The organism is Neobacillus drentensis, assembly GCF_036965245.1.
Classification (GTDB): Bacteria; Bacillota; Bacilli; order Bacillales; family Cytobacillaceae; genus Neobacillus; species Neobacillus drentensis_G.
The window spans coordinates 1-26,751 of the sequence record NZ_JBALPG010000076.1; the positions used below are offsets into that span (position 1 = coordinate 1).

50 protein-coding genes are annotated in these 26,751 nt (G+C 36.9%); 4 read left to right on the forward strand and 46 right to left on the reverse strand.

Annotation, left to right across the window (positions count from 1 at the left end):
• Nucleotides 1-108: 108 nt before the first annotated feature.
• From V7150_RS16230 to V7150_RS16385, 32 genes are all read right to left on the reverse strand, one after another.
• Complete coding sequence (locus tag V7150_RS16230) at nt 109-702, reverse strand: GNAT family N-acetyltransferase (protein ID WP_335520396.1); 594 nt, start codon at nt 700-702, stop codon at nt 109-111.
• Nucleotides 703-786: 84 nt separating this feature from the next.
• Nucleotides 787-2,628 carry a hypothetical protein gene (locus V7150_RS16235; protein WP_335520399.1) on the reverse strand — a complete coding sequence of 614 codons (1,842 nt, stop codon included), beginning with the start codon at nt 2,626-2,628 and terminating at the stop codon, nt 787-789.
• Nucleotides 2,628-3,086 carry a hypothetical protein gene (locus V7150_RS16240; protein ID WP_335520401.1) on the reverse strand — a complete coding sequence of 153 codons (459 nt, stop codon included), beginning with the start codon at nt 3,084-3,086 and terminating at the stop codon, nt 2,628-2,630. Before V7150_RS16240 ends, V7150_RS16235 begins: the two co-directional genes overlap by 1 nt.
• Before the next feature lie 64 nt (nt 3,087-3,150).
• Nucleotides 3,151-3,291, reverse strand: coding sequence for a hypothetical protein (locus tag V7150_RS16245; protein WP_335520404.1), 141 nt, complete (start codon nt 3,289-3,291; stop codon nt 3,151-3,153).
• 20 nt (nt 3,292-3,311) lie between these two features.
• The gene (locus V7150_RS16250; RefSeq protein ID WP_335520406.1) at nt 3,312-4,079 is read right to left on the reverse strand and encodes a phage capsid protein; all 768 of its coding nucleotides are present in this window, start codon (nt 4,077-4,079) and stop codon (nt 3,312-3,314) included.
• Nucleotides 4,080-4,154: 75 nt separating this feature from the next.
• The gene (locus tag V7150_RS16255; RefSeq protein WP_335520409.1) at nt 4,155-4,925 is read right to left on the reverse strand and encodes a hypothetical protein; all 771 of its coding nucleotides are present in this window, start codon (nt 4,923-4,925) and stop codon (nt 4,155-4,157) included.
• A 112-nt stretch (nt 4,926-5,037) separates the two neighbouring features.
• On the reverse strand, nt 5,038-5,178 hold the full coding sequence (locus V7150_RS16260) for a hypothetical protein (protein ID WP_335520413.1): 141 nt from the start codon (nt 5,176-5,178) through the stop codon (nt 5,038-5,040).
• A gap of 28 nt (nt 5,179-5,206) precedes the next feature.
• Nucleotides 5,207-6,904: a hypothetical protein gene (locus V7150_RS16265; protein WP_335520414.1), complete on the reverse strand. Its 1,698-nt coding sequence runs from the start codon at nt 6,902-6,904 to the stop codon at nt 5,207-5,209.
• 1 nt (nt 6,905) lies between these two features.
• Complete coding sequence (locus V7150_RS16270; protein WP_335520417.1) at nt 6,906-7,130, reverse strand: hypothetical protein; 225 nt, start codon at nt 7,128-7,130, stop codon at nt 6,906-6,908.
• On the reverse strand, nt 7,131-7,337 hold the full coding sequence (locus V7150_RS16275) for a hypothetical protein (RefSeq protein ID WP_335520420.1): 207 nt from the start codon (nt 7,335-7,337) through the stop codon (nt 7,131-7,133).
• A 4-nt stretch (nt 7,338-7,341) separates the two neighbouring features.
• Nucleotides 7,342-8,685 (reverse strand): PBSX family phage terminase large subunit, encoded by a 1,344-nt coding sequence (locus V7150_RS16280; protein ID WP_335520421.1) that lies wholly within the window; start codon nt 8,683-8,685, stop codon nt 7,342-7,344.
• Entirely contained in the window at nt 8,678-9,097 is a 420-nt protein-coding gene (locus V7150_RS16285) for a terminase small subunit (protein ID WP_335520423.1), read from the reverse strand. Before V7150_RS16285 ends, V7150_RS16280 begins: the two co-directional genes overlap by 8 nt.
• A 48-nt stretch (nt 9,098-9,145) precedes the next feature.
• Nucleotides 9,146-10,015, reverse strand: a complete 870-nt coding sequence (locus V7150_RS16290; RefSeq protein WP_335520426.1) for a hypothetical protein — start codon at nt 10,013-10,015, stop codon at nt 9,146-9,148.
• A 249-nt stretch (nt 10,016-10,264) separates the two neighbouring features.
• Complete coding sequence (locus tag V7150_RS16295) at nt 10,265-10,486, reverse strand: hypothetical protein (RefSeq protein ID WP_335520429.1); 222 nt, start codon at nt 10,484-10,486, stop codon at nt 10,265-10,267.
• 29 nt (nt 10,487-10,515) lie between these two features.
• On the reverse strand, nt 10,516-10,947 hold the full coding sequence (locus tag V7150_RS16300) for a transcriptional regulator (RefSeq protein ID WP_335520432.1): 432 nt from the start codon (nt 10,945-10,947) through the stop codon (nt 10,516-10,518).
• A gap of 4 nt (nt 10,948-10,951) precedes the next feature.
• On the reverse strand, nt 10,952-11,458 hold the full coding sequence (locus V7150_RS16305; protein WP_335520435.1) for an HNH endonuclease: 507 nt from the start codon (nt 11,456-11,458) through the stop codon (nt 10,952-10,954).
• Nucleotides 11,459-11,552: 94 nt separating this feature from the next.
• Nucleotides 11,553-11,891, reverse strand: coding sequence for a hypothetical protein (locus V7150_RS16310; RefSeq protein WP_335520438.1), 339 nt, complete (start codon nt 11,889-11,891; stop codon nt 11,553-11,555).
• Entirely contained in the window at nt 11,866-12,192 is a 327-nt protein-coding gene (locus tag V7150_RS16315) for a hypothetical protein (RefSeq protein ID WP_335520441.1), read from the reverse strand. The genes V7150_RS16310 and V7150_RS16315 overlap by 26 nt, the downstream gene beginning before the upstream one ends.
• 89 nt (nt 12,193-12,281) lie before the next feature.
• A complete protein-coding gene (locus tag V7150_RS16320; RefSeq protein WP_335520444.1) occupies nt 12,282-12,608 on the reverse strand; it encodes a nucleoside triphosphate pyrophosphohydrolase family protein in 327 nt (108 codons plus the stop codon).
• Nucleotides 12,605-12,868, reverse strand: coding sequence for a hypothetical protein (locus V7150_RS16325; protein ID WP_335520447.1), 264 nt, complete (start codon nt 12,866-12,868; stop codon nt 12,605-12,607). The genes V7150_RS16320 and V7150_RS16325 overlap by 4 nt, the downstream gene beginning before the upstream one ends.
• Nucleotides 12,869-13,291: a single-stranded DNA-binding protein gene (locus V7150_RS16330; protein ID WP_335520450.1), complete on the reverse strand. Its 423-nt coding sequence runs from the start codon at nt 13,289-13,291 to the stop codon at nt 12,869-12,871. It abuts the gene before it with no gap.
• A 15-nt stretch (nt 13,292-13,306) separates the two neighbouring features.
• On the reverse strand, nt 13,307-13,804 hold the full coding sequence (locus V7150_RS16335; protein ID WP_335520453.1) for a hypothetical protein: 498 nt from the start codon (nt 13,802-13,804) through the stop codon (nt 13,307-13,309).
• A 117-nt stretch (nt 13,805-13,921) separates the two neighbouring features.
• Nucleotides 13,922-14,101 carry a hypothetical protein gene (locus V7150_RS16340; RefSeq protein WP_335520456.1) on the reverse strand — a complete coding sequence of 60 codons (180 nt, stop codon included), beginning with the start codon at nt 14,099-14,101 and terminating at the stop codon, nt 13,922-13,924.
• Nucleotides 14,089-14,421 carry an HNH endonuclease gene (locus tag V7150_RS16345; protein WP_335520459.1) on the reverse strand — a complete coding sequence of 111 codons (333 nt, stop codon included), beginning with the start codon at nt 14,419-14,421 and terminating at the stop codon, nt 14,089-14,091. The genes V7150_RS16340 and V7150_RS16345 overlap by 13 nt, the downstream gene beginning before the upstream one ends.
• Entirely contained in the window at nt 14,412-14,777 is a 366-nt protein-coding gene (locus V7150_RS16350; RefSeq protein ID WP_335520462.1) for a hypothetical protein, read from the reverse strand. The genes V7150_RS16345 and V7150_RS16350 overlap by 10 nt, the downstream gene beginning before the upstream one ends.
• A 157-nt stretch (nt 14,778-14,934) precedes the next feature.
• The gene (locus tag V7150_RS16355) at nt 14,935-15,201 is read right to left on the reverse strand and encodes a DUF3310 domain-containing protein (RefSeq protein WP_335520465.1); all 267 of its coding nucleotides are present in this window, start codon (nt 15,199-15,201) and stop codon (nt 14,935-14,937) included.
• Between the two features lie 41 nt (nt 15,202-15,242).
• Nucleotides 15,243-15,620 carry a DUF7448 domain-containing protein gene (locus V7150_RS16360; protein ID WP_335520468.1) on the reverse strand — a complete coding sequence of 126 codons (378 nt, stop codon included), beginning with the start codon at nt 15,618-15,620 and terminating at the stop codon, nt 15,243-15,245.
• A 40-nt stretch (nt 15,621-15,660) separates the two neighbouring features.
• On the reverse strand, nt 15,661-15,984 hold the full coding sequence (locus V7150_RS16365; protein ID WP_335520471.1) for a hypothetical protein: 324 nt from the start codon (nt 15,982-15,984) through the stop codon (nt 15,661-15,663).
• Nucleotides 15,985-15,990: 6 nt separating this feature from the next.
• Nucleotides 15,991-16,503 carry a replicative helicase loader/inhibitor gene (locus tag V7150_RS16370; protein ID WP_335520474.1) on the reverse strand — a complete coding sequence of 171 codons (513 nt, stop codon included), beginning with the start codon at nt 16,501-16,503 and terminating at the stop codon, nt 15,991-15,993.
• Nucleotides 16,481-17,269, reverse strand: a complete 789-nt coding sequence (locus V7150_RS16375; RefSeq protein WP_335520477.1) for a replication protein — start codon at nt 17,267-17,269, stop codon at nt 16,481-16,483. Before V7150_RS16375 ends, V7150_RS16370 begins: the two co-directional genes overlap by 23 nt.
• A gap of 182 nt (nt 17,270-17,451) precedes the next feature.
• A complete protein-coding gene (locus tag V7150_RS16380) occupies nt 17,452-17,631 on the reverse strand; it encodes a hypothetical protein (RefSeq protein ID WP_335520480.1) in 180 nt (59 codons plus the stop codon).
• 117 nt (nt 17,632-17,748) lie between these two features.
• Nucleotides 17,749-17,913 carry a toxin-antitoxin system HicB family antitoxin gene (locus V7150_RS16385; protein ID WP_335520524.1) on the reverse strand — a complete coding sequence of 55 codons (165 nt, stop codon included), beginning with the start codon at nt 17,911-17,913 and terminating at the stop codon, nt 17,749-17,751.
• Between the two features lie 124 nt (nt 17,914-18,037).
• Here V7150_RS16385 and V7150_RS16390 point away from each other — a divergent pair, with 124 nt between their 5' ends.
• Together V7150_RS16390 and V7150_RS16395 are read left to right on the forward strand one after the other, a co-directional pair.
• Nucleotides 18,038-18,196 (forward strand): Arc family DNA-binding protein, encoded by a 159-nt coding sequence (locus V7150_RS16390; protein WP_283919440.1) that lies wholly within the window; start codon nt 18,038-18,040, stop codon nt 18,194-18,196.
• Between the two features lie 56 nt (nt 18,197-18,252).
• The gene (locus V7150_RS16395) at nt 18,253-18,447 is read left to right on the forward strand and encodes a hypothetical protein (RefSeq protein WP_335520484.1); all 195 of its coding nucleotides are present in this window, start codon (nt 18,253-18,255) and stop codon (nt 18,445-18,447) included.
• Between the two features lie 60 nt (nt 18,448-18,507).
• On the opposite strand, the gene V7150_RS16400 is transcribed toward V7150_RS16395, so the two are convergent.
• The 11 genes from V7150_RS16400 to V7150_RS16450 all read right to left on the reverse strand — a co-directional run bounded on the left by V7150_RS16400 (nt 18,508) and on the right by V7150_RS16450 (nt 22,985).
• Nucleotides 18,508-18,906, reverse strand: coding sequence for a hypothetical protein (locus V7150_RS16400; protein ID WP_335520487.1), 399 nt, complete (start codon nt 18,904-18,906; stop codon nt 18,508-18,510).
• Nucleotides 18,907-18,957: 51 nt separating this feature from the next.
• Complete coding sequence (locus V7150_RS16405) at nt 18,958-19,338, reverse strand: YopX family protein (protein ID WP_335520490.1); 381 nt, start codon at nt 19,336-19,338, stop codon at nt 18,958-18,960.
• Between the two features lie 13 nt (nt 19,339-19,351).
• A complete protein-coding gene (locus V7150_RS16410) occupies nt 19,352-19,576 on the reverse strand; it encodes a hypothetical protein (RefSeq protein ID WP_335520493.1) in 225 nt (74 codons plus the stop codon).
• Nucleotides 19,577-19,788: 212 nt separating this feature from the next.
• Complete coding sequence (locus tag V7150_RS16415) at nt 19,789-20,592, reverse strand: PD-(D/E)XK nuclease-like domain-containing protein (protein WP_335520495.1); 804 nt, start codon at nt 20,590-20,592, stop codon at nt 19,789-19,791.
• A complete protein-coding gene (locus V7150_RS16420) occupies nt 20,567-21,403 on the reverse strand; it encodes a hypothetical protein (protein ID WP_335520498.1) in 837 nt (278 codons plus the stop codon). Before V7150_RS16420 ends, V7150_RS16415 begins: the two co-directional genes overlap by 26 nt.
• A complete protein-coding gene (locus V7150_RS16425; RefSeq protein ID WP_335520500.1) occupies nt 21,396-21,602 on the reverse strand; it encodes a hypothetical protein in 207 nt (68 codons plus the stop codon). Before V7150_RS16425 ends, V7150_RS16420 begins: the two co-directional genes overlap by 8 nt.
• Complete coding sequence (locus tag V7150_RS16430) at nt 21,595-21,729, reverse strand: hypothetical protein (protein WP_335520502.1); 135 nt, start codon at nt 21,727-21,729, stop codon at nt 21,595-21,597. Before V7150_RS16430 ends, V7150_RS16425 begins: the two co-directional genes overlap by 8 nt.
• Before the next feature lie 34 nt (nt 21,730-21,763).
• On the reverse strand, nt 21,764-21,979 hold the full coding sequence (locus V7150_RS16435; protein WP_335520526.1) for a YqaI family protein: 216 nt from the start codon (nt 21,977-21,979) through the stop codon (nt 21,764-21,766).
• Nucleotides 21,966-22,292, reverse strand: coding sequence for a hypothetical protein (locus V7150_RS16440; protein ID WP_335520505.1), 327 nt, complete (start codon nt 22,290-22,292; stop codon nt 21,966-21,968). Before V7150_RS16440 ends, V7150_RS16435 begins: the two co-directional genes overlap by 14 nt.
• Before the next feature lie 311 nt (nt 22,293-22,603).
• Nucleotides 22,604-22,744 (reverse strand): hypothetical protein, encoded by a 141-nt coding sequence (locus tag V7150_RS16445; RefSeq protein ID WP_335520508.1) that lies wholly within the window; start codon nt 22,742-22,744, stop codon nt 22,604-22,606.
• A gap of 34 nt (nt 22,745-22,778) precedes the next feature.
• The gene (locus V7150_RS16450) at nt 22,779-22,985 is read right to left on the reverse strand and encodes a helix-turn-helix domain-containing protein (protein WP_335520510.1); all 207 of its coding nucleotides are present in this window, start codon (nt 22,983-22,985) and stop codon (nt 22,779-22,781) included.
• Nucleotides 22,986-23,141: 156 nt separating this feature from the next.
• Here V7150_RS16450 and V7150_RS16455 point away from each other — a divergent pair, with 156 nt between their 5' ends.
• Nucleotides 23,142-23,477, forward strand: a complete 336-nt coding sequence (locus tag V7150_RS16455) for a helix-turn-helix domain-containing protein (protein WP_335520513.1) — start codon at nt 23,142-23,144, stop codon at nt 23,475-23,477.
• Here the strand turns inward: V7150_RS16455 and V7150_RS16460 are convergent.
• The gene (locus V7150_RS16460) at nt 23,470-23,601 is read right to left on the reverse strand and encodes a hypothetical protein (protein ID WP_335520516.1); all 132 of its coding nucleotides are present in this window, start codon (nt 23,599-23,601) and stop codon (nt 23,470-23,472) included. The two genes, V7150_RS16455 and V7150_RS16460, sit on opposite strands and share 8 nt — an antisense overlap.
• Nucleotides 23,602-24,004: 403 nt before the next feature.
• On the opposite strand from V7150_RS16460, the gene V7150_RS16465 reads away from it, so the two are divergent.
• Nucleotides 24,005-25,432: a recombinase family protein gene (locus tag V7150_RS16465; protein WP_335520519.1), complete on the forward strand. Its 1,428-nt coding sequence runs from the start codon at nt 24,005-24,007 to the stop codon at nt 25,430-25,432.
• Nucleotides 25,433-25,668: 236 nt separating this feature from the next.
• Here the strand turns inward: V7150_RS16465 and V7150_RS16470 are convergent, their stop codons facing one another.
• The gene (locus V7150_RS16470) at nt 25,669-26,139 is read right to left on the reverse strand and encodes a GyrI-like domain-containing protein (RefSeq protein WP_335520521.1); all 471 of its coding nucleotides are present in this window, start codon (nt 26,137-26,139) and stop codon (nt 25,669-25,671) included.
• 269 nt (nt 26,140-26,408) lie between these two features.
• A partial coding sequence (locus V7150_RS16475) for a hypothetical protein (RefSeq protein WP_335520529.1) occupies nt 26,409-26,751 on the reverse strand: 343 nt, incomplete at its 5' end.

A 26,751-nucleotide genomic window follows, 5' to 3' on the forward strand; every position in this document is an offset into this window, starting at 1 on the left:
ATCATCTGCTTTTTATTAAGAAATCATAAATATAATTATTATACTGATACATGTGTTAGATGTGGAAAGAAAAGAAGAGATATATAAACAAACGGACGTATGTTACTATTACGCCCGTTTTTTATTTATATTTTCAAGATCCTTTATTAAAAAAGTTGTTTCGCCTTTTTCATGAGTCTTTTTAAATCCATTCTTAATGTAAAAATGAATCGCTCTGGAATTATTGGTGTGAACGCTTAACCCATACTCAGCAAAATCAATATTAGCCTCAAATTCTTTTACTAATTTTGATGAAATCCCTGTTCCTTTTGCGTTTTCTGAAACAGCTATAGATAACAGTCTCCATTGTTGTTTACCTTTTTCACCAGTTGTAGGTTTTAATAATTTCAGCAAATTTAAGCGTTTCATTGCTTGTCTATAAACTGAAGGTGTTAATAAAGTCTCGATTATATACCTTGCCATGTTATTGGCTAGAAATACAGATTTAGCTTCATCCAAATCTGAACTTAATCCGCCCATAATAAAACCATTTAATTTTCCCTCAGACTCACTTACAAGAAATACACATGATTCTAAAAATGGTTCATAATATTTTCGAATCACTTTATTTGAATAATGCCCTAAGAAATGATCTTTAAATTGTTCTTTATGAATCGTTGCAATTTGAATTAAGTCAGTAGGTACAGCTTTCCTTACCCCCACTTTATACGCCCCCATATTATTCGATAATAAAACAATTCTACCATAATATGGACTAGAAAGCGCTTCTTTTTACAATATTATGAACTATATCCGCATAATGCTAATTTGAAAATCAGCAGCCGATATTGTTCCACTAGTAAGTAATCCATTTAATTTCAATTTGTCGCTTACAGTAAGAACAACAACACCTTGTAGTGTTGCAATGTCTCTGTTTGTTGTAACATCAATTGCCCCACTATCTTGAACTAATGTAGACCCTAAATAAAGTAAAAGTTTCCCTTGACCGACTCCACCATAAAGTCTACCTGAAGCCATCACAAAATATCTGCCCGGTTGATACGTTTCTACACTTTGGACAATTGTAGATTCTGTTGTTGAAAAAGTGAAAACAGAGCTTTGCTTTGTGCTTTTGGCATCAACTGGATATGAGCCATCACCTAGAACAGCGTAAATAGATGAAGTTTTCGCTACACTTTCATCTTTGAAGTCATTGGTTGCATTTCCATATATGTCACCAAAACCGAATTTATTTAAGTTACACGCTCCTGTTGTATCAATAAGATGGATGCCGTATTTATGCTTGTTGGTTAAGTTATTTTTAATGTTAATACTTCCAATGGTATTTCTAACGCAGTTATCCATTTCAATTCCATTAAATCCATTATTTAAACTTTGCGAATTGTCTTCAGCAACTATGGTCGAAATGACATTATCTCGATTTGGTGAACCTGTAGTTCCCTTAAATTGAACACCGTGTTCTCCATTTAATCGGCTTTTTATTAATGATATCGCTGATTCTCTTAGTTGTTCAAAGTAAGCTCCGCTTTTCCCATTACTCTCCGCATATAAAGCACCTACAGCCATATTACACTTAGTATTAGCGTTTCCAGTGATATAGAAGCCATAGTTTGTGTTGGAGTAAGCTTTCATCGTTCCAATTGATAAGCTAATATCGTCTGTACCATTTCCGCTAGTCAGTATGACACCATTAGTTCCATTTGAAAAACACTCAATATTATCCAAAGTAACATGTTTAGAGTATTGATTAACCTGTAGTCCAGCGCCTATGTTGTTATACGATTTTAAACCAATTAATGACGTTCTTTCGCTACCATTTCCGCTATCTCCGCTTATATAAACTCCATGATCTAGAGCAGAAGTACCATTATGATGTGTTTCAATATTTCGTTTTGTAACCTCACTATTATTAATTAAAATTCCGTTTCGTTTATTGTAAGCTGATTCAATATCTGATATTGAACCCTTACTATTGTTTGTTACTCTTATTCCATTTCCTTGAAAACCATGAGAATAAATATTTTTTAATTCAAACCCAATTGCCCCGTTAACTCTAATTCCATCATTAATTGCATCACCTGGTGTCGTTCCAACTAGTGAACCTTGTAACTCAATATCACTAATTTTAACACCTTCATTTATAACGGGAAATAGCCCTCTTGGAAAATCAGAACCGTCTTTTTGAATAAATTTTGTATATCCTTTTAGTCCGTATATTTTAGTATTTTTAGCAGGCACTAGTTCACTTGATACTAAAAAAGTCCCTAATGCCAAAAAAGTTTTATTGGGCTGCGAAATAGCATTAATAATTTTTGTTGTATCATCTCGAACACCTGTATTATCAATACCCAGTGAAATGAAGTTCGTTGCAACATCCGCCAAAGACGAATTAACTGCCTCTAGTTGTTCATCCACATAAGATTGTTCCGCTTTATTCGTTTCGAGCGTTGCCACTCGTTCGGGAAGTCCGTTCACATCTTCTTTCTTCGCTAACTCTACATTGCCTTGATTGACACGCAGAAAGATTTTATCAGTATCTGTTGTGTACCCTAGTTCTCGATCTAATAGGTTTGGTAAATTCTTCTCAGGCCCATATCCTATTTGGAACTTCGCTTTAACCTTTGGCATTAGAACTCACCTCTGTCATAAATGACGTTGTTTGGATCAAGGAAAGAACCGCCATCGAGTTCGATAGTTGTTGGGTCTGATGTTTCTTCTTGTTCACCGGCAAAGCCATATACATCTTTAATCGGCACGATTTTCGCTGGTCGTTTCCGTTTTAATTCATCATATCGAGAATTAAAGAAGGCTGACTTGCTTTGGTCTTCATCCATTAACAAATGTGCCGCTAATCCATATGGAAGCGTTGTAAGACTTGTTCTATCATCTATTTGGATAACATTATTTTCGCTTGTAACAGCCATAGGAGTAGCAGATGGAGGGAGTAATTCCGCTTGCAACATGGTAAGAATAGACCATGCTTTTCTTTTATATTCATCAGGATAGCCCGCAAAGGTTCCGTCCTGTGATTCTTCATCCATTAAATTCATGGCCATAATAAACACATCTTGAGCAATCACACTCATGTAATCACCTCTTTCTACAAAAAAAGAGGGAAGCAAAGCACACTGCCCCGCTTCCCCTTTGCCATTACTTTTTCGGTTTATCTTTTTTAACTTCTTTAAAGCCCTCATTCACAAATGCAGAAATTTGAACCTCATTGGTTAATTCAACAATTGCTTTTTCTTCGGTTCCTTCAATTTCTTTTTCAAACACACGAACCTTTGTCATGAAATATCACTCTCCTATTCTTAAACTTCTAACCAAGCGTAAACACCTTTTTTCTTTGCATCCAAGACGAAAGCATCATAGTAGATACGACCTTCACAAAGTGCTCCAGAGATACCAGGAGGGTTGTCGTGAATCTTGTAATCTTGCAATTTCTTTGGTGCTACCATGACGGATTTGTGAGTTAAGACAAATGGTGTTTTCGTAGGGAAGTAGGTAGATGGTGCTTTAATGATTTTTACTCCATCGATATCCCCTACCTGACCATTAATCAATCGTTGTACGGTTAGGTCGGCAGCCTTCGAGAATGTAGGATCTTGTTTAATAAAGTTATAGAACTTCGGTGTTACAAAGGCAATACGACCTTCCACTGGCACTTTGTTTTCATCGAGGTATTCTTGTGCAGCTAAGAAAGAAACATACGCATTAGCCGCCGTGATAGCTGCCGCTGTCGGTCTGCCCCCATTTGCCGCCGCTGCCGCTACCCATTTAGATAAACGGTAAATGTCCAACTCTGGTACTACTACTTCATCATTTTGACGAGCGAGAGCCTTTCCAGCTTCACGCACCATCAAGGAATCCATGTTGTTTCCCTTATCAATCGTGAATGTGAAGGAACGGTCTTTTGCTAGTGTGTAAGTCGCTACCGTATCATCTAATTCAGCAGGTGTACCATAACGAGTTGTACCTGAACGTGTGTAGTCATTCATGGCAGATGTAGCAATGCTATACACTTTAATGGTTTGGGTGCCTTCCCAATCATAATCCTGATGTACTGCCGCCTCTGTCAAAGATTTTAATTTGAATCGCTCGTCTACTTTATTGCTATATTTGGTTGCTAAGTTTACAGCCAATTAGATCATCTCCTAATATGAATTAAACCCTGCTAAGAAATCATCCTCACTCGCTATCTCTGTGCCGCCGTGAGCCGTTGTAGACCCCACGGGTGCTCGATTAGCGTTGGTTTCATTCTGCTTATGGGTTTGGATTTGTTTTTGCAATTGTTGATTCTGGTGCTCCATATATGCGTACTTGAGAGGCACACCATTTTGAGTCGCTTGCCATACGGTATCTGGAATTTGGTCTTTGTTAGAGTCAAAGTCTCGTCCGTTTACTTGACGGAAATAGTCGAAGAACTCAAATGATTCGGCATCTTGTTTCTGCTTTTTCTCAGTTTCTTCTTGCTGTTTTTTACGTTCTTGCCTATCTTTTCGCCCTTCTAATACTTCTTGTGCCAATTCTGGGGGAATATTGTTTTGGATTAATGCATCAAGTTCATCTTGTTCCCGTTGTTTCTTTACTTCTGCCATGTATTGGTCAGGTGTCATCTCATATTGGTTGGCAAGGTCTTCGATAAAAGCTAAACGTGGATCTGATTCCAATTGCTGCAGCCGCTCGGTCACTTTATCGTAATTTAAGCCTTTTTGCGCCAATTCACGGGCTGTTATTTCATCCAGTTCCATTTCTTCATGGTTGTATTTCACCTTTAGGAATGGGGAAACTGGCTCTTCTGTCGTTTCGGTCGGTTTGGTATCCTCTTCCGTTTCAACAGGTGTATCCAGTGTGTCAGTGACTTCCTCGGGTGTGGTATCCTCTTGGAAATCATCAGGTAAAATCATATCTTCATTTTCAAACATTTATTTTTCCTCCTCGACTATGGTTGGTCGATAATATGAACGTCCTTAACCCTCTCAAACGTTCTGCCGTACACCCTTAATGTCCGTTAGTACGGTTTCCCACAAAAAACGACTAACCCTGTGCAATAACTGATGTTAATAATCCGAATTCACGAGCAACTTCTCGTTTTAATACTTCTCTCAACTCGTAATCATTGTCACTATTTAAAACTTTGATTGCTTCTAACAATAATTGAATTCTTAATTCGTCCACTTTCATTTCCTCCTCATAATAAAAACACCTACATCATAGGTGCTTGTGGTTGCTGCAATTCTTGCAAGATAGCTTGCTGTTTTTCAGGTGGAGCAGAATAAAAGGCTTGTTGTTCCTCGGGTGACAGTTGAGCAATAGCATTCCGTGGGTCTGCTGCCATTTGTTGTTGCATCTCCATTTGTTGCTTAATTTTGCTGATCAATTCCTGTTTTTGTGGGATATATTCATCCGGCACACGCTCCAAGTAATCAATAAACTCAATGTACTGACCCTCAAGGAGTTTATCCATTGTTTGTAGTGCCGCAATCTCTGACCAGTAAGAAGATTCACCCACATCCACGCGGACATTGAGCCATGTGTTTTTAAACTGACTGAAATCGTACTCTATAAGCTGTTTCTCTCCGCCAATATCCACGACTAGAGGACGTACACCGTAGTAAGTACCGACCATATCAATTAAAATCTTGCCAATATCCTCAATCCACTCATAAAGATTAGCTTTTGGGTTTTCCAATGGTATAGCTGATGACTTTTGGACTGCAATAATAGCGGATGTATTTTTCGGGTCAATCTGCCCTAATGCTGCGTCACTAATTCCTATTGTTTCTTTGGTATACTGCATAACAAGTTCAATCATTTGAACGATTTGATTGCTCATGTTACCAGGTTCAAGATATCCGGCAATGTTTTTAATTGGTGCATTTGGATCCATTCCTTGAACAGGGATAGCTGCTCCTATTTCATTATTCCAAACGTCTATAATATCAGCGTTATACACCGCCTTAGGGAAGGCTGTCATCATCAAGTGGTACATAATCATAGCAAAGGAACGATTGATAAAGATTTGGTTTGGTAATAGACCTGTTGCTAGTGCTCTGCCGTGATAACTATTCTTTTGTTTTTCCCAATTTGCCCATGCGACAGGATAAGTAGTTAAGCCTGTATCAATATCTTTATAGATATAAGCTGATTCCACGCTCTTAGAGGCTTTAATCGTGCCTGTTTTCGGGTCTTTACGATAGACAATGATGTAAAGCGCCTTGCCGTATTCATCTGTATCTACTTCAATTTTCCCATTGTCAGAGGACTGTTCACCAAAGTCCTTATCTGCTTTAATTGCATCTATCTCTTGTTGTTTCTGCCGCCATCGTTTCGCCTCGTCACGTAGGTTTTGCACCATATCACGACCACTAATGATGATATAAGGCTGTGCATCTGTCCGAGGATTGTTGGCATTCCCAAAATAAACGTTCGTGCCATCCACTAGTTCCATTTCGATTTCACCTTTAATCTCGTACATAGAACCATAAGGCTGTTTGGTCAAATCGAAATAGAAATGCGCTCCATAATCACCCGTATTTGCACCGTCAAAGAGTGCGTCCTTGATTTTGAAGTCCATCTTAAACTTTTCCATGAGGTTGGCTACCATGGCATTAGCTATTTTAGAAGGAGTGAGCTCCTCTTGATCGTCACCGCCAGTGTTTAATAACGGTTCAAAATGTAATTTGGTTTTAGATGCTGTCAAACTAGCCACGAAAAAGGTAACAACCCGTTTAATAATGTTAAATACAGGCTTTGGCATGTTATCCGCTTCAAGGTTCCGCCACTGATTCCCAACATAAAATTCTAGGTTTGCGTCCACTGTGTCATAATAGTTCGGCTTGAGGCTGTTGTTGTATTTCTTGCCCGCCTCATATAACCGCCAATCTTTTGTTTTCTCCGTCAAATTATGTCACCTTCCTTCTTGCTGTGGCTTGATCGACATCGTAATTCATAACCTTTATAAAATTCTCTTGCAATTGCTTTTGTTTTAGAAGTACATCTTCGGACGGTTCCTCTTGCTTCGGTTTATCAGGTGGCTTCTTCTTGCTGTATTGAGTACCCATCCAAAAGAATAAAAATAGGCATAAAAAAAAGACCGCTGCTGTCAGTAGTCCGTAGATAAATTGCATTTAGTTCACCCTATTCTTTGTGACTTCCACTACAATGCGTGGTTCAAAGAGGTTTCCACCGCCATAATCATCACACTCTTTGTTTGGACAAATAAGAGGTATGTTGGTGTAGGCGATAGTCTCTTTATCTGGTGTATCATCATTTTCAAATGTCATGAATGAGGTACCAGTACGTAGTAAGCTATTGCATTTTGGGCATGTTTCCATATCATCACCACTTTACATAATCATTTATTCGAGGCTTGCCGCCTGTCATTTGTTTAACAGCCTTTGCATGTTTCTCGGCTGGGGTCGGATTGTCTGGGTCACTCTTATGCTGTTGTTGTTCCTTAAACTTCATAGCTTCATCATTGAGCGCATAACGTACCGCATCGATAGCATGGTTATTCTTATCTGGGAATGATGCTTTAAAGTTTCCGTTGGCATCCTTATCTAACTCATAAGTTAGAAACTCTCTCGCTGTCTCTGGACATCGTAGGTCATCTATAATAATAGCTTCAAGGCTTTGTAAGAACTTAACTCCATACTCGACACTGTCAGGGCCTTTCTTGACACCACGAACCTTCAAACCATATTGTCTCAACTCATGTAAGCTCTTTGGTTCAGCTGAATCACCTAACACCATTTCGTTATTCTTGTTCTCTTTCTTAATGTAGTCATAATAAGCAAGATAGTTTGATAAGCCTACTTTGTACAGCTCATGAAATATATATAATTGTTTCTTCTTCCTGTCATAATGAACAACATTGTATGATAATGGATCTATCGCATAACCAAAGTCTAATCCTCGTTTGACATTATAGAAGTCGGCTATTTCTTCATCACTAATCTTTCGTATCTTCACATTGTCAAATACCTCTCCACCTGTGCCAGTAACTTCTCCCAGGTATTCATGTTGATAAGAGGTAGGTTTTGTTTCCTTCAAGTGTTCAGCTTCAATAATAAACTGTTCTCCAAGCCATTCACGCGGTACTGTTAAGTAATTGGAATGATGGAATAGTCTATCACTCCTGGTAAGCTGCACTTCTGTATTTACCCAGTTATTTGCGCTTTTAGGAGGGTTGTAGGAGTAGAACACAATAAACGATTGACCACCACGCATTAAGGATTGATTAATCATTCGTATTTCTTCCATGCCAGTAAATTCATCTACTTCTTCGTACCAAATGAATTTACAATAGCCGTGAGCAAACTTCATGGATTTAATTTTCTTCGGCTTATCTGCACCACGAAAACGTATTTGCTGACCTGTAGGAATATAAGTTAAGACTAACTTAGCCTCTGGAATATGCCAATACTGATCTACACCTAAAACATCAATCGCCCACACTAATTGGTCAAATACTGATTCTTTTAACGTGTCTTTGACTTTACGCAAGACTACCGCATTTGCGTTTGGGTCTTTCATAATACCTAATATGAGTTCAATCGCTACAAACGAGGATTTTGTAGAACCACGTCCACCGCCAAGCCAAAAATGGGTGTATTTTTGCTCTTTGAGGTATTTATGAACTGTATAAAATGATGGCGCAATTACATTAGATAACTTAGTCATCTATATCATCTACGATTGTCACACCTATAGTGCCTTCTAATTGAGTTTTATCTGTCCACATAGTGTAACGCTTGCCAAGAAGTTCAGCAGCCTTAATTCTATCTTTGGCGCTTACATCAATATCTGAAATGGTTTGAGCTCCTTCTCCAACTCCCCTAAGAGTTTGCTCTTGTTGTTCGCCCCTCATAATACTGGTGAGATACTGCAACACTTCGTCCTGTCTAGCGATACGTTTTGAATCCTTTTCAGCGATACGTTCATCTATATATTGTTTAATTCCAACATTCTCCAACAATTTATATCCTTGAGCATTTGCGTAATTCCCACTATACCCCGCTTTAATCGCTGATTCAGTGATATTTCCTGTTTCGATATAAAAGTCCGCGAAACGTTTCTGCCTTTCTTTTAACATTACATCCTCACCGCCTCCATCATCAATTAGACTAAACACTCTAACTTTCTAATTATTAGACTGTTTTACAACTAAATCATAAAAGTCTTTAAAATCCTCGTATACACGAATGTTCCGATTGTTTTTCATCCCTGACATCTCGATTACTTTAATCCCTGTTACACCTAACCGATACCCTTTTGTTTTGGCATAACCTGACCAACCTAATAAAGAATTCGTGTTAACGAAGTATTGCTTTCGGATAATTGGCTTTTGGTTTCTCAAGTCAATGTCCACATAATACTCTGAACCATGTTGTCTCCTATGTGTGTGTTCTCCCCATATGACATCACAGCGCCACTCTTCCCCTTTTTCTTGCAGCTTATTTAAATTCATTTTCTTTCCTGTGCTGCCGGATATGTGGTGGTGAAAGTGAGTGTATGCGTTCTTCCTCACACTAAATTGTATAAGTGCTAAATCACCAAAGTATTGGATGCCTAATATGTCACTCAACCATTCGCCTGGTGACATATCGTTAAACTCCTGAGAACGTGTTCCATCGTGATTCCCATCTATTTTCCCGATGACCCTATCCTTAATAGGTTCTAAGTATTGAATGATTCCTTTTCTTGTGAGTTTCCCGTATTCATACTGACCTTTTATCTGTTCTCGTGGTGTCATGTTTTCTTCAAAAGGAGAGGACTTACTCCCTTTATTAGCGTGATTGAGTGTATCTCCACCCAAGAATACATAAAAATTCGGTATCTCTTTAATAACTTCGATTAGATTCTCAAATGTTTTTGCATCGAACCCTTTATGCCCTAGATGGATGTCGGAAATGTCAGTATAAAAGATACGATCCGCATCTATTTTGATATGTTTATAATGATTCATAAGCATATCCTGTGTTTCCTGTAAATTATCAAATGTTTTCGACATTCCTTCACCACCTTTTATTCAACCGCACTCCCTGCCCCTGTGCACCTCACGGCTATTGGTTGATAGTAACCCACACGACCAAATAAAAAGACGATACCGCCCGAGGTAGCAGTACCGCCTTTTTGAATACCTGTAGTACGGATATTTTTTAGAGTATTTCCGTACTCTTTAAAACTTCTATACTATCATAATATCATGGAAAATGGTGTCAAAAGTCGCATTATAGTCGCATTTTACTTGTAAGACGAACTACCCTTTATATTCGGGTAATGTCTTTTTAAGAGTTTCAACAATGTAAGGAATAGGTTCGCTTGTAGCCCTAATATGAGAATCGATATCCCTTAATGCTTCTTCAAGTTCCTTGATACGACTGTTTCTTGCACCAATCATTGTCATATACTTAAAGCACTCAACGTTATGTTCAGAATTTAATTTTTCAATAATTTCTTTGCTATTATCAATAATAACCATTCAAATTTCACTCCTTTTGTGTCAATTGTCTATCTCCACCCCAACACATCTGCTACAGCGTAAATAACTGTATCTCTCCACCTCATAGCCGTTGCCCGATTAACATGAAGAGATTCCGCTATCCCTTCCCATGTTAAGGTCTGTGGTCGTGTCCAATACTTTAACCTTACCAACTTCTGATAATCCTCTGGTAATCCCGTGAATACTTTTTGAATGGCGTGTGTGACATCCTCTAACTGATTCAATCGTTTGTGGGTTGCTAACCGTGTTGCTATCCGTTCGGTTGGAGAGGAAGGAAGATTGTTTCTTCCTCCTCCTGTGTTTTCATCGTCATTCTCATTGGTGAACATGATGTCTTTTCGTAGACGATTGATTTCTTTCAGTGTGTCGTGATAACTGTATAATTCTGACTCTATATGTTTAAAGGTGGCTTTCTTTAGTTTGGTTGCTACTGCTGCCATCAAATCACCCTTTACTCTTTATAAGGTTGTAAACATGTTCATCTTTATGCTGTTCAGCGTGGCAAGAAACACATAACAATATGAGATTATCGACAGTGTTTTGTCCGCCATTTGAAAAATATTCTTTGTGATGTAATTGTAAATTCTCGCTACTTCCACAACATGCGCATTTATTATGGTATTTCTCCCTAACTTCCTTCTTAACCGACTGGGTAATAGTACGACCTTCGGAGAATGTTTTTAATTCCCCTTTTAAAATCTTTTTGAATTGCGCCATATGGCTATTTGTAATACCTAATGATGTCATATAAAAATCCACTAAATCTTTTGGACATTCATCAACATTCTTTTCGATCCATTCCATTTCTTTAGCTGGATAAGTACAAACTAATAACTTTTTGTACCTCCTTTGCATTCTAGCCATATCCGCATAATATTTCTTTCTCATCATTCGCATAGCCATTAATTCCGTTCCACTTACTTCATGCTCATCACAATATCTTTTAGTCATCAGAACACCTCTTAATTTAAGTTTACTAGCATCTAAGAAGCGATGACTTGCTATTTTACTGCATATTTACTGCAATTTTCTGCCAAACTTGTATTTACAATTCATCCTGGTATTTACTAATGGTCTGCAATAAAGAAGCTTCTGTCCTCAATGTCTCCATGCTATCTCTTGCGCTGTCATACAACGACTTGGCTATATCTCGATTAAATTTTAAATCTGCTGTGTTGCCCCGTGCGGTATCAGGTATAAGAGTAGCTTGCATTCCGTCCGCTTTTAACTTGAGTATTTCCTGCGCTAACGCTATGCGATATTCTCTTTCTGCTTTATCCTTTAATTTAGCTTGCTTGTATACTTCAACGATGACTTTATCCATGCGAGTTTTCACATTTCGCATTTCTTGGATGACTTCAGATAATTCGATTGTTTTTGTCACCATCCATCAGCCCCTTAAACTTATCCAACGTCATACAGACTAACCATTGTTTATTATCCGTTCTCAATGCTACCGCATCCGGCTTTTCTCGTTCATCCTCTATCCATTCGTACAGTTGTTTAAAGCCGCTTTTCCGACGCTTTATTTCAAATTGCATACCATAAGCTATAACATCATTACCGTATCCTTCTACAGCCCCGGAAAGTGGTACCCGTTTACCATTAGTTAACTTAGCGAATTCGCGTTCTCCGCGAGCTCCTTTGTCTCTGCTTGCTTTACCGCCCATTGGTTCTCTCCTCATAAATTTTCTGTAACTGCTCTTTATTTAGAGATTGCAGATATTCAAAGGAATAATTAGTTATCATTTCAAGAATGGCTCTTAGTTCGTCACTATTCATTTCGATTCACCGACTTTTCTTTATCAAAACCATCTGGATACCGTTTCATCAGCTTTGTTACATTCATAGTTGTAATTTCCTCTAGTGTAAATCCTGCCACCTTTGAAATATTGGCAACATACCACATAACATCCCCTAATTCTTTTGCTAATTCATGACGGTTTAATTCATGGCCATGGAAGATCGCTTTTTTGATGAGATCCGCCACCTCACCAGATTCACCGTTTAACCCTAGAGCATAGTTTGCTAACTCTTGGACAGTTCCTATATTTTCATTACGAGTCCGTAATGCTAAGTTTTGATATTCGTTTAAATTCACGCTCCGACTCTCCTCTTATAAATCCCATATTGTTTTAATTTGTTCCGTACTGTATAGGGGTCTAACCCTAATTCCCACGCAATCTCTGACATGTTCATGCCTTTGGCGTACAGTCGCACTAAGTCAGGGAGAAGGTTTTCGCTCCATCGCATTTGTAATTCACGAGCTGCCCGATATTTGTAATCAATCGAGCAGTCCTCGTGTAAGGCTATTTGTAATAGTTGGCGTTTGCTTGCATCTTCAAAGTGCATGCTGTTCACCTAGAAAGGAAGATCATCGGAATTTATATCTATTTGTCCACTTCCGGCGAATGGGTCATCGTTTACTCTCTGATTTCCTCTGTTTTGTTGTGGTGGGTTGTCCTGTTTCTTCTTATCCGGAAAATCAAATCCATTAACGACCACTTCTGTAAAATAAGCTTTTTCCCCATTGTCTTTATTCCAGATGCGAATTTGCAATCTCCCTGTTACTCCAAATTTATCACCCTTGCGAATATGGTTAGCCATGACTTCCGAAAGTTTACCTAGTACTACTAGATTGATAAAATCTGTTTCATACTCACCTTGCTGATTCTTGAAATCTCTTCTTACTGCAATGGTTCCACTTCCTACAGGTTTTCCATTGGGAGTATATTTGAGTTCAAAATCTTTTGTTGCGTTGCCGGTTAATGTGATTACATTCATTTGTTTTCCTCCTAGTTAACTTAATTTCTTTTGTGTTTCCTTAACCTCTACAGTACAAATCGTATCGTTGTGTGCGGCTCCATGTGCTACAAGTAAAATTCTTTTTAGATGAAATCCTCTATTTTTTCCAACCCCTTGACTATTCCAACCAAAGCAAATAGCTTTTCCAGTAGGTTTCAAAATTCTTGCGATTTCATCTTTGTGTTTTGACCAAAAGCTAGATTGTGTTGTTTTATGAGTCACTTCTTTCCCGAATCCCTTGTATGATTCTGTTACTTGTCTTGGACTATAAGGGGGATCATAAAGCACACCATCTACAGATTCATCTTTAAACATTCGCAGAAAATCCAATGCATCCATTTGATAATCTGTTTTATATTTAGGGTTTAAATCGTTCGTGATTGTTGCGAATTTATTCCTGTTTGCAAAAGGGTCTATCCAAATACCATGTGTTATTTCTTCCTTCAACAGTTCACTAAATGGCTTTATCGAAAATGTATTTTTATTCGGCATAGACCATTTACGTTCTATTAGCAAATTCATTAATTTCTCCTTTCTATGAAATTTAATAATTCTTGTGTTCTCTATACGTTCGTATATCATTTGACATATAATTTAAATTGGTGAATTTTATGCTCTTTCTGTCAAATAGTCATAACTATTCCCTTTAAATATCAAAATCCCATGTGATTTCGTAAATGGATTCTCTTTCTTGATATCTTCTTTCCTTACACCTTCCTCATAACATGTGAGGATAGATAATTCTTCTCCATCCAAGGTATGTTTTTGGTGTTCTGCTACTCGTCGCATAGACGGTCACCGTTTTCATCCAAGTTCTTTTCTACCCATGCTTCAAACCATTTCCGCACTTTTCTGTGGTCGTGTACTTCTCGATGACAAGTAAGGCAAATGCTAACTCCGTTCCGTTTGCTGTTATCCCCTAATTGCGATTTGTAGACGACGTGATGAGGTATTGCTTCAAGGTGATACGATCCACACCGCACACACTGGTCATTATCTCGTTCCCTGATTTCTTTAATGGTCTTAGCTGAGAATTTCCCTCTGTTTACTCGTTTCGGCACCCGGCGCTTGTGACTTGGTTTTGGGACTGCTCTCACGCTTAAATCCACAGAGCAATCAACTCCCTAAACGCTTTGTTTTCTTTTTCGTACCGCGCCAGTGTTTTGCCTAAATCTTCAATTCGTTTCTTTTGGTTCTCTACCGTGTAATCTTTTTCATGAAGTTTTGTCCGTGTATCTAACAACTGATTTAAATAGTTGTCACGCTCTTTTTTTAAGGTAGCAGCTCCATTTTCTACATCTTCACAGGCAGCAACGATATGTTCATATTTTTCAACTTTCGCACGGAGCTCATGAATCAGTTTACTTTTATCATTACTTACTTGGTTAGTTTGTTTTAAACGACTTCTTAAATCATTAATTAAACACTCATATTCGGCTGTTTTATCTTCCTTTATCGTTGCCACTTTTTCTTCCTCCCTAAGTTATTTCCGATTTCTTTTAATTGGTCATACACCTGACAGCCTTTGCATTTTATTTCTGCTGCCTTGGTGCTGTTGTACTGTTCGCACCCTCTACATGTTTCCAGTAATCCGTCCATTTTGTGAAGAAGTGATATTCGGTTCATAGGTTCTCATATTCCATTAATTTTTTTGTGTAAAACTCCGCTTTTTGCAAATCCTTTAATTTGCCTTTTTCTTTGTACCGAGATACATATTTATGAATACAACCAATCGCAAATCCTTCGGCAACGGTATACTTTTTATTTCCGTAATGCTGTTCTAAAAATCCAATAACATCTATACCACCTTTGTGATAATGTGAAGGTTTATTTATTTCATCCGCAAATGTTATCGGTTCTAAGCAATCATCTTCAAAGTTTATATTCATAGTTTCTCTCCTTTACAATTTAGTCGAACTACGAATTAAAATTAAGCGTCTATAATAGGGAAATGTATGCCATTTACAACAAATGAACCTATAGAATAGTAGTATCCCCCGTTACCAGCATCTGCTGTCATTTCAGCTAATGCAATCGGGTTTTGGTTATGAAACAAAGTAACCCTAACTTGATTTACAATTGTATCGTCATCTGGAATATTAATTTTTTCCCCGACTTCTACGTTAGTGATAATGGCATCCAACTCAACGTTACTGAATTTCCCCCAAGCACCTGCACAACAATCGCTTTCGCTTTCTTCAAGCGTGACAACTGTCCCATCATCAAGTACAAGTTTATTTTCATTCCATTCAACAATGCGTTTATAAAGTAAATGCTTGTCTAAATCTTTTAAATCTCCGTAATTCATTTTTATCATCCTTTCTTAATACACAATTCCTGTCAAACACTCACCAAATATCCCAATCTCGTAATTTCACTTTCTCGTTATACATCCGATCAAATGCTAGAAACAAAACCGCTACCTTCGACCGTCTCATTTGTTCCGCTATGCCTTCTAACGTCATGTTCATATTCCATAAACGGTCAAATCGTTTTACCTCTGATTCACTCCAAAACCACTCTGTTTCGTTGACGTGTTCTAAAGCAACATAAATGGTTTGTCGTTTATCCTTGAGGTAGTAACTCTCGATTTTTGCTTTTGCCATGTTTTCGCTTGTATTCCAAAGAGCAAGGAGTTGGTCAACTGTAACTTGTTTTTTTGTTATTCCCACCCATAATCACTCGATTCGTTTTATATTTTGGGTTGCACCTTCCAGCAATAGGCGTATTTCTGTTGGAAGTGCTTTTAATTCATTTGTCCGTTTACTTTGCGTTTCCCATGCCATCCTAAATTGCGCCCGTAATGTTTCCACATTCTCACTTAAACACAATTCCCTCCATGTAAACCGTTTCACCATCTCTGCAACATCTTCTGGTAGGGACTGCAAGGCAGCCCCCTGATTGTAATACCCGTATTTCCTAATGGCTTGTACTATCATTCCCCATGCTTCAATGGCATCTAGCGTTCTTGGTTGTGTAATTTGAGCAGTTGCATCTCGTATTTCCGCAATGGTAGGAAAGAATTTAGATGTTGATAATACTTTAATCACAGCTTTCTCTGCTACTTCATACGGAATATCCGCTAATGCCTTTTCCCATAAGATGGCTGTAGGCTTCATTTCTTTTTGTTGGAGATTAGGAAAATTAGCTGTTGCTATGCCGAGCAAATTAATAATTTCTTTCCGGTTCATCCTCATCCGCCCAATCTTGTAAACTTTGGTAAGCTCTAGGAACTTCTTTTTCGCTTGATTTATTCTGTTTGTGAATATTCTCTTTCACTCGTATGACTAATTGGTCGAATTTTTCTCTTAGCTTCGAAGGAGATAGAATATTAGATTTCCAGAACGAATCCTGTTGCACCCAATCCATGAGATAGGATATTTGTTCTTCTGTCCGTTTATCTTGTTCGATCATCAACCTCACATCATTTGCCCATTTTTGTAAGTTAGGTTTTTTATAGTCTTGATTGTTGGCTAATATGTTTTGATACAATCTTAATGCGAGTTGATAGTGAACACTTTGTTCGTCATAAACTTGTTTAGGACTAGAAGGTTTTTTACCATTCTTTTCATTTTCTTCATTCTTTTCATTATTAACATTATTGTTTGTGTCAATCTGTTGTGATTCTGTTGTCATTTTGTTGTCATTTTGTTGTGATTCTCTTGTCAATCCGTTGTCAATCTGTTGTGATTCTGTTGTCAAAGTTCCTTGATAATCAGACCAATGAAGTATTGATATGACACTATATTTGTTATGTGTTTTGATGTCAATGCTGCCCATCTTTTCTAATTTTTTTAACCAACTCCAAAGCGTTGTATCTTTCGTTTGTTTCCTCGGAGGTATGCCTTCATTAAATTCTTTATGCAAACTAAATCTTCCAGTAACAAACTCTCCAACTGTTAAAAATACTTCCTGTTTATCCACTAATACTTTCCGTTCTTTGTGACTTGCTTTCATCAAGCAGTACATCCAAAGTCGGAATAAGTCCGGATCCTGCCAAACAGGATTGCACATCATTTTCCTATAAACTTTGATGTACCCTTCCAAATTTTTCACCGCCTGGTGGCATATTTCTGTGAAATAGTGATATAATGTAACTAACAAATAATTTTTTAAGGGCTCACTGTTGCCGCAGTGAGTTATTTTTTTACTTTATTCATATAAGCTTCCCTAAGAGCAAAATAGGTTTGCCTTTTGATTTCATCTACTAGTTCAAAAGCTTCACGAGGCACAAGACCGTCATCTTCAACCATTCCAAGTAAACCAGTAATTACAAAACCGACATTGATATTCTTTAAATCCAATTCAGGCTTACTCATTTTCTTTTTCCACCATCCCTTCTGCCAAAAATTCCCCAAGCATCATACTGATAATACAAACGATCATCATCAAACAATAAACTGCCGCTATGCTCATTTATTTTCATTCCCTTCTATTCATTCAGAAATTTCTCTTCTAAGCACTTTGTGCAGAACCATGGTGATGTAAGAATTTTGAGTTAATCCTAAACTATCAGCCTCCCTTTCTACTTTTTTACTTAACTCGGCATTAAGCCTTAATGTAAAACTTTTTCGGTTGTCTTTTTTGTCATCTTTGGTCATCAAAGTGACGTCACCTCCATAAGTAAATATTACCATAAAAATTTGTCGACGTCAAATGTCTTTACAAGTCATCGCACAATAGTTTATAATGGTGTCAAAAGGACACTGGAAGGAATGAAATAACATGAGTGAGCAAAAACGTTTTACATTAAGAATGGATTCAGACTTGTTTAAAGAAATTGAAAAGAGAGCAGAAGTTAACAAGAGATCCATTGCTAAAGAAATTGAATTTTTGCTTGAAAAGCATATTAAAGAAGAAAGCAAGGATTCCGACAACGCATAATTTCACCGCCTGTAATTATGTATTACAAATCATTTTAAAAAAAGGAGCGAACACAAATGGCCCACGTAAGAAGTAATTGTAAAAATGATTCAACCACTTATTCCGCATCGCCTATTATTTTTAAGAAAATTAAAAAGCACCGTCACCGTCTGGAATTTGATTCACAATCGGAAGCAATTACAGATTTAATTACAAAAGGCTTAAAATTTGAAGCATTAATGAGAAAAAGGGAGGAAAGGATGTTGGGATGATATCAACGTCCTTTTTTCTTTGTCCTTTCCTTCGTTTTTAGTCGAAGTTTGTATTAACTCCTAATTCAAAACATCATTTATATTTACCATAATCATATCTATATCAACATTTTCAATTGGTGGCATTTTCCCTAAACGCTCAAATGCAGTTTTTCTCATTTCTTCAAGTTGAGATTCAAAATTATCTGTACTTCCAATAATTCGCTTTAATGATTCACCAATTTTATTGAAAAATTTGATTGACCCCTCTTTAGATTCTGTTAACATCAAAATTTCCACATTCATTGGAATGGCGATAACTTTCACCCCCGATGTTACCTCTGAAACATTAATACACTCGCTTAAAGGAATGGCACAAAAACTGTATTTACCTACTTTAATCTGATGACCAACTGCCGACCGCCATTTATCAAAAGCTAAATAAAACTGTTGAGGTTGTTCGTTTACTGAAATCTCCATATTTTCACTCCTTATTTCGCAATTTGTGTCTAATACGAATTAACTCAATGCTTATTTTGATTGCACCAATTCTGGATTTTCGAATATATTTCCGATAATTTCTCCGTTCTTTACGGGGTCAGATAAATATGATTTATATTTTCCGTTCGCCCATTCCACATAGTAAACTCCAAGTTCATATTTAGCTTCGCCGACTTGTTCGAAACAATTTATGATATCTCTTTCATAAATCTCTTTGCCGTTCTTATCTTTTAAGCCAGTGTATTGTCTTAAAATTGCATCTCCATAACGACCATCTAAAGAAAAATGGCACCAATCACCTTGTTTTCCATCAAAGTTCCCAAAAGTTGAATTATCTCTAAAATCAATTTTGTATGGTTCGAAATGTTCCCCTGTTGGTTTATAAATTGCGTCAAACTTAATTTCCCTCATGTATATCTACCTCTCAATCTAGTAAATAAGCATTGTCTTTCATCATTTTATCTATGCTACCATCATAGAACTTGAAAAAGTAATGACGATTCAATGCAGATAATTTTTCCATTTCTTCATTCTGTGAACGAACCTTGTCAATAAGTAAGAAAATCATGGTGAAGGATTCTTCATCGGCAAGATTGCCCAGTGATTCCATTTTCTTTTTGAAGTGGTTTTCATAGTGTGTAAGATTCATGGTGTTGCCTCCTTCGGAATTTATTCGAAATGTGACGTTATCTATTTATGATGCGTACAAATAATTATCACTGATTCTACACTCACAAACTGTTTTTCCATTAGGTAACTTGACTTGTTTCCCCTCACAACTACATTTCATTTTTTAATCTCCTTTACGTCTAAATTTGTGTCAAATATGAACCTACAGAGGGCTTCAAGCACCCTGCATAATTAACCAATCAATTCTAAGTAATGAATAACGTTTGTAATCTTTTTAGTTCTCCGGCAATACTCACACTTTTCACAGCGTTTCGGTTCAAGTTCACCTGATTTCAAAGCAATGATCCGTTCCATCTTTGATTCAATGTTTTCAAGTTCATGTGCAAGTGATTCCTCGTCTATGGTGATAATAGCTTTATCTGGAGGGGTTTCTTTGGAAACAGCTACAATGAAGTTCTCTAGCCAATCTCCGCCCCTATTTTGCTTTTCTATTTCCGAATAGACCGCCATTTGAGTAATGTACCCATACGCTTCTACAAACGAGCAGTAGCCAATATCGTCGCTCCAATACTTCTCTCGAATGGCTTTGACTGTTTTTAAGTCAGCGAACCGTCCAAATTGCGGATTGTACACGTCCATTTTTATCTTCCAAGGAGATCCGAATAATTCTCCTGTCATGATGACCTCCTTCTCCCCTTGGAGAGCCATCATGACAAATGGGTCATTTTCCAGTACCTTAATCATTTCATTAGCGTTTTGATAAGTAGCTTTCAGCTGTCCCTTAGTTGCTCCCTTGCTACTAAACAATTCAGGATTTTCCTCTTTAAACTTTTCAATTGTGCCATCTAACCAAGAATGAACATAGGAGCCAAAAAGCAGAGCATCACTTTTCGGCCGGGTGTATTTCCCTTGTATCTGTGCTAATGCGGACGATTCGCACTTAAGAAAATTTTTGTATTGCGATACCGACATATATTGTTGATCAGCTTCAAGCGAAAAATAATTTTCGTCAGTTAGCTTGAGGAGTTGTTTCAACTTGTTCCCCTCCTTCGAATTGCATTTCTAATGAAGTCTTTGAGGACTCTTTCTTTTCTACGATTTTAAAGAAATCTTCCCGTTTTGCCATGCCATCCTTTAAAGATTGGTTGATGCTACTAAGCGTTACAAAATCATGTTCTGTAAAGGATTCCACATTATGACCGAGTTTGGTTTCAACCATTTCTTGAGTGATTCCATATTGAGTTTGGAAGTGTCTTAATGCCGCAATTACACGATCTTTTAATGGTTCGGTATAGCTACTTTCTAAAGTCTTGTAGCACTGTGCTACAGCGTTGTCTATTATGTCACCGGGAATAACCCCTAATATGCATGCTCTTAACCTTCTAGCACCATTATTTGCAGTTAATTCATATATGTCACGAGGGTCTGTTAGTTTATTCATTTTTCCTTTTGCGTAGCGTTCGTGCTTAACTTGAAAGACTTTCTCCTGGCGAGTATTTGATTCCATATCCCAAGCATAGGCAACTACAGTAGATTCACCGTTTTTTTGTTCCAACTCTTTAATGCCAAAATTAATATTCCCCCAATAGCGAGCAATCGTTTCAGCAAGTCGAATAGATGGACCTGTTACGGTTGTAGATCCTCTTGGGTAAGAGTACAGGGCTGTTGTTGCTAACGATTTGCGTTTACAAGCGTTTAAAATCTTGATTTCAGCTTGATATTCATCCCGGGGGAATTGTTTCGCTAGAAAGATTTGTGATTGAACCTCAGCCATTTCACGGCTTTTGGCAGCATGTGCATTAACCGATAAGTCTTGATTTTCATATTGCAGCTGTAGACTATTCATTTGGCTGAACCTCCTTATAAATCATTAATGCTCTATCTTGAATATCATCATCAGTAAAAGAAACAGACGAAAATTTTATGTCTATAACTTCAACTTTGTTTTGTTCCAGAAACGAGTTGATTTCTTTGTCAATGTTAATCCATTTACGATCTTTTCCCTCCCCGACATAATAACCACCAAATAATTTAGTTTTAATCATTTATAAACACTTCCTTTATTGATATAATGACGGTGTAAGATTTAGAAATGGGGCATATTGCTTGGTAGGCTATGCCCTGTTTTTCTTCCATATCCGATAATGTATTTTGATGCATTTCAATGTCCACGCTATCCTCCAGTTTAAATAAATCATGTTACACTTTAATCAGCCGTTTTAAATTCAAAATCCATGTGTTCCGCTAAATACCGCTGCAAGTTATCCAGTAAGATTAAATCCCCATCATATTCAACGTAATCATCACCGAGAAGAATTTCAACACCAAAAATATCCTTGCCAAAATGTTCAGGTTGATTGACCACATTAGGGTAACCAGTGCGATTGACTTGACTAATGGCAGGGTGTTCAAGCTGTGGCATGCTCTTCACCGCCCGATAAATCACTACCTGATAAATCAACATCTTCAATCATGTATCCTGATAATTGAGGGAATAGTTCTGCCATTTCTTCATTAGTTGCAATGCAGAATAATTTAATCCCATCACAGACCGTGAAAACTTCAAATGGGTATTGAAGATCATCTCCCAGGAATTCAACTTGAATATCAGGAGTATCAACTAATAAGGTTTTTTTCACATGAACAGAATCACTATGCAAATCCAAACCAATTACACCAGTTTCGTACAAATCATTACGAATAGCAATAAACTCTTTAATTTTTTCAATGTTCATTTTCGTTTCCTCCTTAAATATGGTTTTGTTCCTCAATAATGAGGTCTGCAAGCCGGAAATCTTCTTCATAGCGTGAAGTGATTTCAATATACAACCATTCTTCGAATGTAAGCTCCATGAATAACTCCTCCTTATGCGCCTTTGCGCTAATTAGTCGAAATGTGACATTATTCTGATTCGGCTAGTGCCTTGCAACGTGTACAAACCTCATAATTTACATCGTGGTATTCTACTGTTGTTGTAGCTTCATTAACCGTACATAATTCACATAACTTCATTTTCTTTAACCTCCTTACGACACAATTTGTGTCTTATGCGCCTTTGCGCTCGTTTGATTGTTGTAAAGCTGCTTCTTTTTCTTTTTTCATCTTTTCTAACTCTTTTGGAAGCAAATCCTTCAATGCAATTTCAATAAGTATCCTTGATTGTTCCTCATTTAGAAAAATTTGCATACTCCTCCCCCTTATTTTCGTGATATAATCTAAATTATTTAGAATCACTTTTAAAAAAAATAGACGGGTTAACAGCAAGACCTTTCAAACAGATGGATTCTAATTCTTCTACAGTTAATTTGGTTTGACCGTTGATTAGTCTAGAAAATTTTTTTGGATCAATGCCTGATTTTTCAGCTACAAAACCATATTTCAAGCCGTTTTCTTTGATGTAATGTTTTAATTTTTCACAGGTGCTCATGGTTCGTTTCACCTCCGTTTTCTAAATAAATTAGAATTTATACCCAAATATTAAGTCTAATTTACTGAAAAGTCAACAGCTTTTTTCTATATTTTTTAGAATTAATTTTCTAATTAATTTGGATATGCTATTATTCGTAATTAGGAGTGATGAAATATGACAGTAGGAAGTCGCTTGCGTAAGGCTAGGGAGAGAAGAAATCTTAGTCAATTAGAGGTATCTAAAATGACGAACATCAACAATAAATCATTAAGCAGATATGAGAACGACTTAACAGAACCAGACTTCGCTACATTAAGACACCTTGCGAAGTTTTATGATGTGCCAATGTCTTATTTTTTTGATGGAGAACTAACTAAAACGTATGACCTAGAGGAATTGCTAAGTGGAAAGAAATTAACGTGGGACGGAGAAGAACTGGACGACAGCGAAAAGAAAAAAGCAATTGAAATTTTAAATATCCTGTTAAAAAAACCAAAAGACACTAATTAGAAGTGTCTTTTATGCTTTCGTAAATCTTTTCGTAGTCAACACTTGTTCCGAATAATGTGGTTAATAAATCTTTGATATCTAATTGGTTGTTCTCGTTTGATAATTGATCGATGACTCTTAACAAAATGACTACACCACCCTCGAAATAGGAACACTTGTTCTTGTTATGTATATACTAATAGTACCACCAAATATGAAAATGTTAAATATGTATTAAAAAGTTTTTACGAGATTAATACACGCTTTGACAAAATACGACATAACTTTTCACATTTGTATAACATTTCCGTCTTTATCGAGAATGATTTTTTTAGAAAGGTAGCGTTTTTTTCCTTGGAAAAGTGCGTAAAAAAAATAATATTCTCCTTTCTTTTTTACATCAAATATATGCAGGAACTTTGTGCTTGTTCTCATTTTTTTGAAATGGTAAATCGCAATGGCTGTTAATCTTACGGTGGGCATAAAAAAATTGTAGCTACAAAAAAATTATAAAATCAAATGTAATTAATGGTAAGGATGGTGATAATATGAAAGCCGCATTATATCCTCGTGTATCGACAGAAGAGCAAAGTAAAGAAGGATATTCACTTGCTGCACAATTGGAAAAAATGAGGGCATTCTGTTTTTCTCAGGGTTGGACGATTTATAAGGAATATACTGAAGAAGGTCGATCTGCTAAAAACATGGAGAGACCACAACTGCAATCTCTTCTATCTGAATTAAATCAATTCGACGTTGTACTAGTTTACAAGCTTGATAGACTTTCCAGGAACGTTGGTGACATTAACTATCTTCTCGATACCCTTGAAAAAAACAACGTAGCTTTTAAAAGTGTTACAGAGCCATACGACACGACAACAGCACAAGGTAAGTTACTTATTAATATCTTTGCATCTCTCGCTCAATTCGAACGTGAACAGCTTGCAGAACGAACACATATGGGCATGGCAAGAAAACACGAAGAAGGTTCCCGAAACGGTGGACGAGCTCCCTTTGGTTATTATTTAGACAAAGATGGAAATTTAGCCATAAATGAAATTGAAGCAAAATGGGTTCGGTGGATGTTTGAGTCTTTTCACACGAAGGGTAAAAAGATGATAACTGAGGAATTGAATAAGAACGGTGTAAAAACTCGAACGGGTACCTTTTGGAATCATAGTGCGGTTGATTATGTGGTAACAAATCCAGTATATTATGGTGCGTTAAGATGGAATTATCGCACCAAGCAAGGTAATCGAACCTATGAAGAGGTAATTGTTGAAGGAAATCATCCTGCGATCATTACAAAAGAAGTGTACGATGCCATTAAAAAGAAACGAAAGGATAGAAAAAATACTGGTTGGAAATCGCGAACCGTATACCCTTTTACCTCTGTATTGCGCTGTGCTCGATGTGGACATGCTATGCATGGTGGTAAACGAACAAGAACTGATGGAACTGAACACCGATTTTATAAGTGTGCTGGTCGCTTCGAGTATAAAATTTGTGATATGCCTGTGATTGCAGAAGATACCATTGAGCAAGAATTTATTAAGTCCTTATACTATGTAAAAGTTGAAGCTGATGTTCCTGAACAAGAAGTAGTGAATACAAAAGAAATTAAAAAGGAATTAAAAAAGATCGAAGAAAGAAAATCACGCTGGAAAGAACTTTATGTTGATGGCGACTTAACCAAAAAACAATACAAAGAAAAAATGGATGAAGAAATAGAAAAAGAGAACGAATTAATACGTTCTCTCGAAATTAGACAAGAAACCCCGACAACTGAGGTCATTAACAATATTATCGAAAACATCAAAACCAAATGGTATAACATCACACTTGAAAATCGAAAACAAATATTGACTACTATTTTCGATACAATAGAAATCGAATGTTTAAAATCTCACTCAGGAGGTCTCGGCGAGAGACCTCTTATCGAAATTAAAGATACTACCTTTAAAAAGCCTATTTAATGGGCTTTTTATTATTTTTACCATCGGTTGAGTTACGTCCAACTCGGGACCCCGAAGGAATTATTCAATTATATTGTTAATATAATAATACAATTAATTCTAATAGTAAAGAAAACAACACCAATTGTTTTCTTTTATCCCTCTAGAAATTTTTTTCGTGAATTCATATTTAATCATTAGTGATAAAAAGCATCCTAATTCTCCTTATCACTTTTTCCCATTTAACTCACATTTGTCTAATTCTGGTAAGTCTTTATAGGCAAATATATTTCAAAATAAAGATTTCCCTCCGTATTTTGATCCTTATGCCCTTCTTTAAAGATTTCCATACTTAATGCATGATGATCCTGATCATAGCCGTATTCTTTCATCCATGCGAACATTTTATTGTATGTATTTTCGACTTCCTCTATCCTGCCTTTATGAGTACTGAAAACATAGTTTTTACGTGGAATCGTAAAACCAACCATTCCTTCTGGGATATCATCAATAACTTCTACTGGAGTAGTAACATAGTAGGTGATCTCGGTTTCCCTCGTATGAAATGGTGCAATCAATATCGATTCCTGAGTTTGAAATGGAACCTCATAACGACGTCCTTTAAATCTTCTAAAAAGACTTGGAATACAATCCATTTGTGAATATGTACCATTCCAAGAAATGCCGATTACTTTTATTTCTTCTCTTTCAATCACTCGGATACCCAAGCAAATCCCCCCTTTTATACAATCATATTTCTAATATTCTAATAGTATCACTGAGATTCCTTCTAAAATTATTCGACGAAAAAGGTGGAAATTTTTATGCCTAAATAACTTTACAGATAAAAAATAACAGAGGAGTATTTTCCTTTGTTCCAAACTTTAGTCATTACTTAAGAGATATAAAAAAACCGTTCAAAGAATTGAATGGCCAGGCTGTCGAAAAACTCTCGGCAGCCTCTTATTTTATTCATTCACTTCAATAATTCACTGCGTTAATTTGGTTTAATATTATTGGTGTATAGGCTTTTAAACAGGTCTGTTGATTGGCGCTCCAGGCACTTCGCTTTCCGCGGGCGTGCCGGGGAGCCTCCTCGTCGCTTCGCTCCTGCGGGGTCTCCTCTGACCCGTACTCCCGCAGGAGTCTTCGTGCCTTCCGCACCAATCAACAGAGTGCTTTCAATAAAGACCTTCAACTCAACTAATAAATTATAAAAATAAGTGGTGAAATCAATGTTTAAGCCAAAAGAGTCTAGCCAAAGTGAATATGAATTTGTATCTATTGATGAATTGGTACCTGATGACCATCTTCTTCGTTTAATTGATAAATATATTGAT